The sequence below is a fragment of the Desulfomonile tiedjei genome (assembly GCA_016212925.1).
Classification (GTDB): domain Bacteria; phylum Desulfobacterota; class Desulfomonilia; order Desulfomonilales; family Desulfomonilaceae; genus JACRDF01.
On record JACRDF010000019.1, the window covers coordinates 1 to 13,135 of the forward strand.

The window sequence follows — 13,135 nt, forward strand, 5'->3', positions numbered from 1 at the left end:
GGCCTACAGAGCTATCCCGGCGGGCCGACCTTCATTGGTGTGACTTACTCTCTGGAGATCTTCTCGGGCGGCACATGGAACACGGTGAACGACGGCGATCAGATCAACGGTCCGGGCGGCGGTCTGATCTCCTTTGACGACGCCACCGGCGTCTTCTCCTGGGATACCAGGAATGCCGACGTGACCCAAGGCAACGGCCGTTCGCCGTACCAATTCAGGATTACGGCCGGTGACGGTGTGGGGACCACTCAGCAGGCCTTTGACGTGACCGTCACCAACGCGGCCACTTTGATAGATTCAGCACCCGGCGATCAGACCATAACCGAGGACGTGGGCATCTCGTACAACATCCATGCGATTGACGAAGCCCATGACTGGATCGTTGGCGGCGCAACGGACATCGTTACGTACTATGACCTTCAGGTCAGCTACTGGGACGGCTCCGCGTTTACAGCCTCTGTCGATTACGTTGCGTACAACGCTTCCAACGGCGACCGGGGCGACGTGACCTTCGACACGGCCACAGGACAGTTTGACTGGGTGCCGAACAACGCGGATACCGCCATTGGCCAGTTCAGATTTACTGTCACCCATCACGACGACAACGGAACTCTTGACAGCCGAAATTTCACCTTGACCGTGCTTAACAATCCCCCGACGTTGACCGTTCCCGGATGGTGGCTGCTACACGAGGATGACACCAATCCGGCTGATTACACGCTTGACCAAACAAACATTTCTTCGGATGACGAGGGGCTGGGCCTCACCTACAGGCTTTTCATCAACGGTAATGAATTTTCCACAAGCGACCAGCCCAATGGAGCCACGGGCGGAACCATCTACTTCGACACGCATACCGGCGAGGTCCGCTGGCCGACCACAAACGCAGACGTCACGTTCAACAGTATTGTGGCCCCGGTGGCCCCGACCTCCGGCGCTTACATCTTCACCATCGAGGCCAATGACGGCAACGGCGGAATTACCACAACGACCTTCCAGGTTGATGTGTACAACGCTGCAACAGACGTCAACGACGTTCCGAACCAGGTGGTCGATGAAGACACTGCCCTGAGTTTGGGCGATCCAGACGTAACCGCCATTGACGAACGGATCGGCGGCGGCACCTTCTACACCCTCGAAATCGACAGGAGTGGTGACGGTGCAGGCTTCATCGATGTCGGCGCATATAATGCTCTAGTAACAGCCGGCGGCGGAGCGCCCATCACGTTCGATACGTCAACCGGAGCAATAGACTGGGCTCCCCGTAATGCCGATGTGGGCCAGTACACATTCCAGGTCACGCACTTTGACGGCCATGCCAGCAATGATGCGGACCAGTTTGATGTCACAGTCCGCAACACCGCTCCGGAGTTCACGTCATCGCCTGATACGTCGATGCTAAGACCCGGCATGCATTTCACGTACAACCCCTCCACCACCGACGAGGGGCAACACGACTGGCGGGGAGACCCCAGGGACGACCGGGTGGTCTACTCACTGGATACCCCGCCCTCGGGAATGACCGTTAATCCGGACACTGGTCTCATTCAGTGGGAAGCAACTCTGCCGGGCAATTACACGATCACGGTTCTGGTCCATGACGGTAACGGCGGGATTGCCACTCAGACCTTCGATCTGTTCGTAGCAGCGCTCATTGACGAACTTCCCATAGAGCACCGGCCTGATACTGCTACTCAGAATACTTCGTTTGGCGAGAATTCCGTCTTCGGAGGTCGAGATCACGGAGAAAAGGGTCTTGGCCTGCCACCGGGCGTTCCCGGAGGTCTGCTGGGCTCGACACCCATGACCAGCCTGCAAGGGCGTCTTCTTCCTGACGACGCGTTGATGCCGCTCTATTCGGGACACGGACTGGAAGATATATTCAAACAGGGCGCTTCAGGGCCGGAGGACCTACTGGCATGGCTGGAAGGCCATGATCTCAAGCAGCCGTCACTGGAACCGGCGGGCAGTACCGCTCCCATCACGCCTCTAACAGGCTATGGAAGCGGCGTAGCTCACGGCCAGAGGCTCGACTTCAGCGCGGAGGAGCTTCACCTTTGGCAGGATCTGCTGCAGCCCCAACTTGTTCACGGGGGCAGCGAATCTCCTGATACGCCCTTGGAAGGCTTCGCCTCAGCAATCGAGGAAGGAAGAAGGCTGAATTTCAACCATTATCCCATTAGAGAAGCGCGCGCGTTCCTGCTCGAAGATCTAAGGGCTGGAGACGTGCTGGGTCTGTAGAGGATGTCCGCAACCTCATAGTTTTGCGCTGTTTTGGCCGCTTGCCCGCGGACGGTGTGCACTGGTACACAGCGGCCTGGACGTGTTGGATGCCAAAGTGGCACGGCAGACAGTGCCACTTTTTTATTCGGTTGATAGGCATCGTGTGGTATAAAAGTTAAGTTTGTTTAGACTTTTCTTCATTCACACTGGTTTGTTAACCCTTTCTTGAAACACTGAACCGCACCGAAGGAGGAAAGGTACACATGGCTGAAGTCAAAGAAGACAAACAGCGGAGAACACAAGTTCAGAAGATGGTTTCTCTTAAGGAAGACGGGTACTATTCGAATTGCACTATGGTTGAAGGAACGCCCTTTGACATCAGCATATTGTTCGGCAAGATCCGGCCTCGAACCGATGAAAAGGGGCAAGCCGGGCTCGTGGAAGTGTATGAACGGCAGGTGTATCTTTCGCATCTCCAGGCGAGGGCGCTTCATGATGCTCTGTCCAGAAGCCTGGGATCCGTATCTGCTCAGCGAGCAGTCGTTCCGGCGGATAGTGCCAAGAAGGAAACAACCCAGTAATGAGGGCCTCGTAAGGCGTGGGCAAAGTCCACGGGCTCGAATCACGCCATAAGGGACTTGTTTCCAAAAAGCCGACTTCCTTCAGTCACTGAATCGGCTGGACCTTAAAGAATTAGGACGATAAAACAGTTTGGGAGAGGCTGATGAGACTATCTGTTCGGCGTGTGATGTGGGTATGGTGGGTTTTACTGTGTGTCCTTCCCGCGCAACTTCCGGCGCTCGCGCAGGAGGAGCGAAAAGCGACTCCCCCGCCTGTGAGCGCTCCCGGCGCGGTTTCCGGCTCCGACTCGGACCTTGAAGCGGAGGCCTTGAAAGATCTCAACCTGTCGCGTTCCGAAGGGATAAGCGCCGTGATTTATCCCTATCAATCAGCCACTGTTGGAACCGAGGTTCGAGGCATAGTAGACAGCGTGAACTTCAAAGAAGGCGACAGCGTTTCCAAAGGTTCCGTGGTGGCCGAGATCTCCAAGGCAAGATACGCCTCCATGGTCGGGGAGTTCCGAGGCAACTACGACGCGGTTGTTCGGAGTCTGAATAGAGCACGCGAAGAGCTGACAGTCCAGGAAGAACTCTATGACAAGCGCGCAACCACGTACGATGATCTGCTCAAAGCGCGATCCCAGGTTCAGGTCCTGGAAGCCAGAAAGGAAGAAGCGCTAAACAAACTCAAACAAGCGGAATTGAATCTCGATGCTTGTGTGTTGAAGGCCCCTTTTTCCGGAACTGTCGCGGTGTTGTATCATGAGCCTTTCGAGGCGGTGGATAACCTTGAGAAGGTCTTTGGCCTCATCGACACTGCCAAAGTGTATGCGCGTGCGAACTGGCCGGAGTCCAGGCTGTCGGAACTTGCTACAGGCAAGAAGGCGGCTTTTCATTACGAGGGCAAGGCGTACGAAGGGGTGATCGAGAAAATATCCAGCCTCATTGATCCTGCATCCAAGAGCAAGCGCGTTCACATTTTGATAGACAACCCGAAGGGCAAACTGGAGGTGGGCATGTCGGGCGCGGTGAGCCTGGCGGATGCCAAGAAGCTCTCAATGGGGACTACGACGCCTCCTGAAGAGAACTGAAGAAAAAGGAGCGCGTAATCAAGTGGTTGATGGGTCGGTCTAAAGGGTTTTTTTCCCAAGAAACCGGAAAACAAGCGCTCTTTCATCCCGTTTTCCTTGACTTTTGTGGCTAACATCTGTTAGTTTGAAGCATCTACGTTTTATTTATGCAGTTATGTGTGAGGAAAAGTGCGTAATTTTTCCTCTTGGTAGGTGGGTATGGGATGTCCTAGTGGAATTGGGAGCGGATACCGCCGCGTCGACCGGGTTCGCCGGTTTGCGATTGCAAGCTTACTGTGGACTGCTAAGCTCATTTCGACAAGCCCCGCCAAGGGTGCAATTCTTGTGGCCCTATTCTTCCTGTGCCTCTGTTCTTGCACGTGCAACACCGTCAATGTCCGCGAACAGAACGCCGCAATGGTCCTTGAACTGTACAGGGCTAGGCCTCTGGTTGTAGCCAACCACGGCAAGACGGACCTCGGCGTGCACGATTGCATAAGGCTTGCTCTGGAAAACAGCCTGGACTTGCAGACGGCAATCTGGGATGAACAGGTCAAGGGACAAGTCGCCCTCGCCAGCCGCATGAGGATGTATCCCAGGCTGGAGGCAGGCTTTCTGCTTTCACAGCGCGATCGCCCACTCTTTAGCAGGAGCGACGTCATCGACAATGAAGGGGCCTATGAGGTGGTCGGCCCCGGACCTCTCACAGGTGTCACAAATTTTTCCACGGGACGGGAGCGCTTCCAACGGACTTGGCAGGCACAAGCGCTTTGGTCACCCATGGATGCCATGATGGCGCGCTATCTATCGGTGGTGAGGCATAACGAAGTTGGCTATTCGGGCTATCAACGGGTCCGAGTGGCCCAGCAACTCATCGGAACGGTCGCGGGGGCATTTTACCGACTGCTTGCCCTATCGGAAGCATTGCCCAAAGCCGAAGCGTTGGAATCGCATCGGCGAAGTATTGTGCGAGATCTGGGGAGCTTGTCCAAGCGTCAGTTGGTCTCCAGTGAGGAGTTTCTGACAGCCCAATCCCAATTGGCCGAAGCCCAGAATCAAACTGCGGAGGTACGCCTCAACATCGGCAGACAAAAGGAATTGCTCGCCGTCGCGATGAATATTTGCCCGGACAGCATTTTCAAAGTGATGGGCCAAATGATGCCCCTACCGGAATTCTTCCTGGAACCGTGCAAACTGGAAGCCGCTGCCCTGATGAATAGACCGGAAGCTTACCAGGCGGACCTAACCCACGTCAGTTCCATAGCCGACCAAAAACGATTGCTTGTAAAATTCTTCCCCAGAGTGGAGGGCTTCATCGGCTATTTTAGAGACGAGAACAAATTCTTGTTGAACAAGAACTGGATAGACGGAGGAATGCGGATCACCTGGGACCTCATGGATTTTACGGCGAATATGCTTGAACACGGGGCCGCCAAAAGTCGTGTCGCAAAGACCGACCGTGAACGAGCGGTAATTTCCCTAGGAATAATATCTCAAGTAAGATTGAAAACACTGGAGGCAATGAGGGCCCTGGAAAGGTTCCGAAAGAACTCCGAACTGCGAACCCAGGCCAAAGAAGCCTTGCGCGTGGCAAGAGAAGTCGAAGAAGCCAAGGACAAGAGAGCCTTGCCGCGGGTGATGCGTATCGCGACGGAGAAGGCTTCGTGCAACCTGCTGCAAATGGAGATTGACCAACTTGTTGCACTGGGTGAGGTTCACGCGGCCGCGGCCGACGTTGAAGCCGCTGTTGGCACCAACTACCCGGTAACTAATGTTAACATGCCTCACGTCCCCTTGGGTCATCCACCGGCCGTCGCCAGGCCTGTTGGCGTCATAAAGCGGGCCGCAAGTTTTGTTGGAGGATTCCTGCCACATTAATTCTCATTGCCTTCCAAAATCGTTCGCCAGTCTGTAAGATTGTATTAGCGCGCCCAATGACCGGACCGGGCACGAAACGACTTTCCGCGTTGCCGCCAAATCATGAAAGAAGCCAGACCAAGATTCAGACCTGACGTTGCGAAACATTCGTATGATGAAAAGCATGGTGGGCAGACGATTGTTCTGGAAGATCCCGTGGCCAATAAGTTTTTCCGCATTTCTCCTTACGAATTTGAGCTTCTTCGAGTCCTCGACGGCACTCTCACGGTAAGTGAGGCGTTGGAGAAGCTCAAACTTCATGGCCGCTATTTTACAGCGACCCACGCGGCGAAACTCGTGGAGCAGTTTTCCCGTGCGGGTTTGCTGTTGGGAACAGGGTACGGTACGTCGAAAGTTCAGACCATTTTTAAGAATAGAATGGACAGCGAACTCAACAAAAGATCCATTTTCAAACTTTATTATTTGTATATCCCATTGATCAATCCGGACAGCTTCCTGGAAAAAACCTTGCCCACCTGGAGGCTCTTGGTCAATCGATTCACTGCGACGTTGTTCTTCATGTTGATTCCTGGTGCCGCCTATCTTCTTTTATCAGGCGTCTCGCGGCTGCAAGATGAATTCCTCTTCTTCTTCAATTTGCAGAATCTGTTTGTTCTTTGGATCGCTATAGCTCTCGTAAAGCTTGTTCACGAGTTTTCTCACGCATACACGGCAAAAAGCCTTGGTTTGCGGGTGCCGGAGATGGGGGTGGCGTTCCTGATATTCTTTCCCTGCCTGTACTGCAATACCACAGCCGCGTGGCAATTGGCCGATCGGCGCCAACGGATGTCTATTGCCCTTGCGGGGATAATCTCCGAAATGGTACTCGCTGTGGTATCCACTTATATTTGGTATTTTTCAAAGCCAGGGCTGCTAAACTCCACAGCATTCTACTTGATGGCAATCTCGGTGATTTCATCGCTGTTGTTCAATGGCAATCCACTCCTTAAGTTCGATGGCTATTTTGTCTTGATCGACTGGCTCCGTATGCCTAATCTACAGTCCAAAGCTTTCAATTATCTTAGATACCTGTTCCTGAATCGTGGACTGGGAATTGAGTCCGTCAACATTGCATCAACCCCACTGCGAGATAGGGCAATCTATCTGGCTTACGGAGTGTCGGCAGCCCTTTACAGAATCTTCTTGTATGCGGGCATAATTGCGGGAGTGTACTTCAGGTTCGACAAGACGGTCGGCGTCATTCTAGGGGCTTTGGCGTTTGTTCTTTTTGTTGTACGCCCTTTGGCGAGGTCCGTGACAAATTTGGCCAAACGCACCTCCGAAATGAACTACAGGCCTCGCGGTATATTGAGTATTGTGGCCCTCGCAGCCGTGATCCTCTTACTGCTGATGCTTCCCTGGTCCGACAGATCGGTGTATCCTTGTTATTTGGAATCCGCGATGACCCGGCAGATAGTCATTCCGGCGGAAGCTCCGGTCGCCGAGGTCTATGCCAGGCAAGGGGACAGGATTCAGGAAGGGCAGACCATCCTGAAGTTGGACCCTACCCCTCTGCAATATGGTTTGAAAGATAAGCAAGCAGAGCGATTACTGGTCAAGAAGGAGATATCCATCATAGAAAGCAGTCAAAAGGATTTGTCCAGACTGCCGATCAAATACATCGAGTTGTCGCAACTGGACGATTCCGTGAAACAGATCGAAGAAGATCTCAAAAATATAGACTGGAAGGCCCCTTTTGGGGGCGCAGTCACAAAGCTTGCCCCAACCTTGCAACGTGGAGCTCGTCCGGGCAAAGGTACGGTCGTTGGTGAAATGGCCAGCCCCACGGCATGCGAAATCTTGGGATTGGTGCCGGAAGTTGACGTTCAGGGAATGATTCAGGGCGGACAGGTGGAGGTCTGGTTTCCGATAGGAACTGGAGTGACCTTTTCTCTGTCTGTGAGAGAGGTCAGCCCTTTCAAGACCGAAGATCTGGAAGGGTCACCCTTATCCAGCCGTTTCGGTGGAGAGATCGCCACCGAGGTCAAAGGAGAATCCGGAAAGGATTCGCCGCTGGAGCCTCATTACATATGCAAGCTGGATTTTGCAAATAAGCAGGGCATACCTTTGGGCATGATCGGGAGAATGGTGGTCAAGCAGCCTCCCCGGAGCGCCATAGGTAGAATGGTTAACGCTGCGTACAGAACATTTCATCGCGAAATCGTTTTTTAAGGACCTGCATTTCTCATGAATACTCCCAAACAGGAATTAGCTGAAGAAGCCTTGGACTATCGCCGAAAGGCACTTGCTATCGGGGTAGAGCTGGCGAAGAACGCTGCGCGGGCAAGAACGCTGGACGAATTGCAGTTCATCCTGGTAAACGACACCCGGTCCTTGCTTCCCTTTGATAGAGCGCTTTTGATTGTGCATTTTGAGGGCAAATCAGCCCTGCTTGCCACAAATAATCAGCCCCGAATCGAGCGCAAATCCGATTTCGTACAGAGGATCAACGAGATCGCGCCTGCGCTGAAGGGCATCCGCGAAGGTATGGTGATGCTTGCAGGCACTCCGGTTAAAGGAGACCTCTCACCGGATCTGGCGGCTCAATTGGAAGACTACATGTCTTATTCCAAGTCCTCCTGTGTCATGGTGCTTCCCCTGCTCAAGTATGATGATGTGGTGGGCCACCTGGTGCTAGAGTTCTTTAGGGACGCTTCGCCGGGCGAGGTCGAGGCCTTCACCTTGATGAACATGCTCCCATTTCTCGCTTCAGCGCTTACGGAAAAATGGATGCTGGCTAAAGACCCGAAGGTTCGCAGGGCTTTTTTCAAGACAATATCAGCCGCCGGAGCGGAAGAAGCGGCATCGAGGCTGAGCCTGAAGAAGAAACTGGCCCTTGTGGCGGCTGTCCTGCTTTTGCTTGCGATGTTTGTTCCCGTGACCCTGACGGTGGGAGGGCGGGCCGATGTTGCCCCGGATTACGAATACTTCGCATACGTCCAAATGGACGGAATTGTGGACAAGGTGTCGGCCAAGGAAGGCGACTCCGTAAAAAAAGACCAGCCCCTGGCAGAACTTGAAGCCAAGGAAATCGATTACAAGATTAGAGAAGCCAAGAGGCTCTTGGAGAGCTACAAGACCGAAATGGAAATTCTACGCAATTTGGGCGCGGAAAATCCCATGAAATTGGCTGAGAGCCAGTTGGTGGCCATCAAGAGCCTCCGGGCAAAACAGGAGTTGGACTTCCTCAATTGGCAGAGGCAGTTCCTTACGATTCGAGCGCCTGTGGATGGAGTGATACTGACCAAAAAGGCCGAGAGCCTCCTTGGGAAGAAATTCAAGGCCGGTGAACCCTTCTGCAAAATAGCGCCGCACGATGTCATGGTCGCCGAGGTTTTCGTCAGAGAGAGTGACATTTCCTTTGTGGCGGTCAATCAACCGGGAGAAGTATATTTCAACTTCCAGCCTGACCGAGCCCATAAGTTTAGAGTGGTTAGCATTTCCCCCATTTCCGAGACCCTTGAAAGGGCCGGCAGCGTCTTCCGGGTCAGAGCTAACTTTCTGGGCCAGTTGTCCGACATCAAGCCGGGGATGCAAGGAATAGCGCACATTGACACCGACCGAGTAAGTATGTGGTTCATGCTTACCCGCCGTATCAGAGCCAGGCTAAACGAAGTATTCCTCTACTTCTGAAAGCATCCGGCGAGTCCGACAGTGCTGGACAGATGGCCAAGGATCGGGAATGCGGGCAGCATTCGAGTCGGCATTCGGCCATACAGACCGAATAGGCCCCAGCCTTTCGCGTTCTTTCAAGAAAAGATGGCGGGCGAATCTATAGCAACTTCCATGGCGGGAAGCGCCACAACGAATCATGAAAACGCCGGTAGCGCCGGCATCTTGCCGGTTGTCTTCAAGGCGTTTTCATAGGAAGTGTCAAAAATAACGTCCGATTGCGTAAAGCGGTTTCGGGAGAGTAGTAGGTGCCGGCCTCCGTGCCGGCACATTTTGTCAATACAAATCAACTAGTTCGGACCGGCAGGGACCCCGGATCGCGGTCCGGGGCAGGCTCTGGTCCCTACTGGTTTTTTTAGGAGCTAGGATTGTACAAACGGTCGAGAATTGTGGCAAGTGGTATATCTAGTTCTTCCAGAACGGGGTTTCGTTCCTTTCTCTGTACAGGTCTCTTAAGATATCGCTGTTATTCCTGGCCGGGCCATTGGAACCTCGGAAGTCGGGAACAGGAACATAACAGGCAAGTTTGAACCCGTCGCCGGTCCGCTCCGGCTGCGGAGTGCATACCATGCCGGAGACCTTTCCCGACCACTCGATCTGCTTGGAATCTGCAGGAGTTGTCTGGGTCCCCGACATGACCGTGACGCCGGAAAACACCAACAAGAGCGAAGCCATAATTGCAGCAAACATCAGATTTGGTCTTTTCATTGTACCCACCTCCTTCTAGTCAGATTCGATGCTGAGTCCCCGAGAACGATTCAAACCGGAGGCGGAACGAAATAAACCAGCATGAGTCATACCAATGCACTGTCTACCCAGTGATATGAATTCCCTGTCTAATGGGCAGGACAACGAACCCTGTAGGGGCAGACCTACGTGTCTGCCCGCTCTTTGGGCGCACACGCGGGTGCGCGCCGTACCCGGGCTATGTTATTTACTTGAAAGCGAAATGGTATCAGAGTTCCGTCCGACCTATATAGGAAGTGTCAAAAGTAGTGTCCGTTTATGAAATGGCCTCTTGGAAATTCGTAGGTGCCGGCCTCCGTGCCGGCACATTTTGCCAATATAGGCACGGGGTCAGGCATGGGGTCAGGTCTGCTCTTGGCTCATGTTGATTGTCAAGACGCTTCCGTGATCAGAGATCAGCCAGAAGAGGGCTTGGGCCCCCTGTCGGAGTGCTGCACAAGTGGTATGCTTTGCCTGGACAGAAGATTCCTTGACATAGCTTCGTTCTGTCGCGTAGGCTATGGTCCCATCGCCTGAGAGGCTGCAACAGCCTTTTTCTCAAACTACCGCACGACCTGGCCGGGGGGAATTGGGGGGTCAGCGGTAACAGCGGCTTTCCTAATAATTAATACACAACTGAAACTGTTTCACAACTGCTTTTCAACTTGGCATCCCTCCAGGAGGAGTTGTTGTCGTTATGGCGCAAGAGAATATTTCATATCAAACCAGGCTTTGGAACGAGCCGCGGGAAAAGTCTGTTCACCGCAGAGGCCGCGGAGACCGCGAAGATAAAACAGAGAAAACAAATCTCTCTGCGATCCCGGAGCCTGCCCCGGACTTTGATCCGGGGCTCTCCGCGGTAAGCCCTCGCGCTCTTGCAGCATGAACCGGAGATTATCTATGAAAACTAGACGCATTCCCATGAACACAAAGCAGTGGCTGGCCTTTTGGATCGTTTTGGCGTTGGTACCGTGGATTGGGATCGCAGAGGCCATGACTCGTCTCGATGTCGAATTAAGAGAAGCGGTTCGAAGTGGCGATGTTGCGCTTGCAAAAAGTCTCCTGGACAAGGGTGCCAATATAAATCACAAGGAATCCAATGGCTGGTCCGTGTTAGAAGAAGCTTCCGAGGCCGGACTTTCGAACGTTGTCAGCTTCCTACTAGAGCACGGAGCTGATGTCAACACTCGGGACGAGGATGATCGGACGCCGCTTATGCGCGCTGCCTGGAAAGGCCACACTGTGGTTGCGAAGCTGCTGATTGAAAAGGGCGGTGAAGTCGATGTTAAGGACGTGTTTGGCTGGACCCCATTGGATATGGCTGCCGAGGCAGGGCATGTGGACGTTGTGAAACTGCTTTTGAAAAATGGCGCTGAAGCGCCTGCCAACTCGAAAGATGGGTGGGCGGCCTTCATGTCCGCTGTCAGGGGGGGCCACACTGATGTCGTGAAACTATTCCTCGACCATGGCGCTGATGTCACCGCTGCGGACCGGGACGGCTGGACGGCACTCATGTGGGCAGTTAGCAATGCGTCAGCAGGCCCCGCAGAACTATTACTGGACAGAGGCGCTAACGTCAATGGAAGCCACAAGAATGGCTGGACCGCTCTCATGAGGGCTGCCTGGATGGGACACGTCGATGTGATAAATCTGCTCCTGGACAGGGGCGCTGACATCAGCGTGCAGCAAAAAGATGGCTGGACAGCGCTCATGTGGGCTGCTGAGATGGGGCACGTGGATGTCGTGAAACTGCTTCTGGACAGGGGAGCCGCGGTCGACACGAAGGACACAAATGGCTGGACAGCACTCACCTGGGCAGCCAGATGCCGGGCGAGAGGGCGCATGGATGTGGTGAAAGCCCTCCTTGACAAGGGCGCTGATGTTAATGCCAAAACAACGGACGGCCGGACGCCACTAATGCTTGCTGCTGAAACGGGGCACCGCGACGTGGTGAAACTGCTGCTGGACAAAAGCGTTGATGCAAACGCAAAGGACCACAGCGGCCGCACTGCTCAACAATATGCCGAGTTGAAAGGCCACGAGGATATCGTGGCACTCCTGAAACAGCACGAAACCAAGCAATAGGATTTGACGACACGAGGCTTTAAGGCTTTTGAACGAGGAAATGCCTAAATTTACAAACGAAGTATGGGGACGAGTAAGATGATTCGGAATCTGAGAAAACGAAACAGAGCACTTCGTCTTGCGCTTTTGATTGGCGCGTGTCTGGTGTTTTTCGCCATTATTTTGTTCCTGCCGGCTCCTGAAGACATGCCTCCGAGCAGCACGGCAGTTATTTGCAATGCCTCTGGCTTCAATGTTCGATTTGAAAAGGTAATAGTAGACGATCAGATTGTTTGTGAAGCGCCGGAGCTTACAATTATGTCCAAGAAAGACTTGGGAAAGCCTTGGCTTGATAACCGGTTAGATCATCTCTTTATTGAGTTTCGCGCTCCAGACAAATTTGTGGAGCTTAGAATCGCGACACTCAATGCCATGCAGGAGCGCGATACGGTGTCATGCGCATTGGACAATCGGTTAAGGCCATGCTTCTTCGAGGTCGGCTATCAAAAGGGCAGATTGGTGTGTAGTCCCTGCACCCATTGGAAGTAGAGAGTTGTTCTTTGGAGACAAGGGAGAAGAAAAGGATTCTTAACGATCGGTTCTACATTTACAGGAGGCGAACGTGTCTGTTTGGGGTTGGATTGAGCAGTACTATCGCGGGCGGGTAAACGAAATTGTAAAAATAGTCAATAATGAAACGTGGATGTCACAACTGCCCGATAAGGGGTCACCCATTAAAAGGCCCTCTGTCAAGGGAAAAATCTCTCCTGTTGCAAGGAAAGGATCGTTTCCTTGCTGAGGGTACGGCCGTGTTGCGTACAGCCTCCGTCAGTGCCTGCTCTTCACCTTTGCCGGTATTTCTCTCGGGTGGTGTCGGTAGATGTCCTCACCGCACCAGTCACC

General features: G+C 53.4%; 9 protein-coding genes. 8 read left to right on the forward strand and 1 reads right to left on the reverse strand.

Annotated features, from left to right (window positions below):
* From HY913_08960 to HY913_08985, 6 genes are all read left to right on the forward strand, one after another.
* Positions 1-2,241: putative Ig domain-containing protein (locus tag HY913_08960; protein ID MBI4963395.1), on the forward strand; the 2,241-nt coding region annotated here is incomplete at its 5' end.
* 245 nt (positions 2,242-2,486) lie between these two features.
* Positions 2,487-2,804 carry a hypothetical protein gene (locus tag HY913_08965; protein MBI4963396.1) on the forward strand — a complete coding sequence of 106 codons (318 nt, stop codon included), beginning with the start codon at positions 2,487-2,489 and terminating at the stop codon, positions 2,802-2,804.
* 143 nt (positions 2,805-2,947) lie between these two features.
* Positions 2,948-3,874, forward strand: a complete 927-nt coding sequence (locus tag HY913_08970) for an efflux RND transporter periplasmic adaptor subunit (GenBank protein ID MBI4963397.1) — start codon at positions 2,948-2,950, stop codon at positions 3,872-3,874.
* Between the two features lie 396 nt (positions 3,875-4,270).
* On the forward strand, positions 4,271-5,731 hold the full coding sequence (locus HY913_08975) for a TolC family protein (protein MBI4963398.1): 1,461 nt from the start codon (positions 4,271-4,273) through the stop codon (positions 5,729-5,731).
* A gap of 102 nt (positions 5,732-5,833) precedes the next feature.
* Complete coding sequence (locus tag HY913_08980) at positions 5,834-7,942, forward strand: biotin/lipoyl-binding protein (GenBank protein MBI4963399.1); 2,109 nt, start codon at positions 5,834-5,836, stop codon at positions 7,940-7,942.
* A gap of 15 nt (positions 7,943-7,957) precedes the next feature.
* The gene (locus HY913_08985) at positions 7,958-9,403 is read left to right on the forward strand and encodes an efflux RND transporter periplasmic adaptor subunit (protein MBI4963400.1); all 1,446 of its coding nucleotides are present in this window, start codon (positions 7,958-7,960) and stop codon (positions 9,401-9,403) included.
* A 444-nt stretch (positions 9,404-9,847) separates the two neighbouring features.
* Here the strand turns inward: HY913_08985 and HY913_08990 are convergent, their stop codons facing one another.
* Positions 9,848-10,150 carry a hypothetical protein gene (locus HY913_08990; protein ID MBI4963401.1) on the reverse strand — a complete coding sequence of 101 codons (303 nt, stop codon included), beginning with the start codon at positions 10,148-10,150 and terminating at the stop codon, positions 9,848-9,850.
* 918 nt (positions 10,151-11,068) lie between these two features.
* On the opposite strand from HY913_08990, the gene HY913_08995 reads away from it, so the two are divergent.
* Positions 11,069-12,253, forward strand: a complete 1,185-nt coding sequence (locus tag HY913_08995; GenBank protein MBI4963402.1) for an ankyrin repeat domain-containing protein — start codon at positions 11,069-11,071, stop codon at positions 12,251-12,253.
* A gap of 78 nt (positions 12,254-12,331) precedes the next feature.
* The gene (locus tag HY913_09000; GenBank protein ID MBI4963403.1) at positions 12,332-12,781 is read left to right on the forward strand and encodes a hypothetical protein; all 450 of its coding nucleotides are present in this window, start codon (positions 12,332-12,334) and stop codon (positions 12,779-12,781) included.
* Positions 12,782-13,135 lie beyond the last annotated feature (354 nt).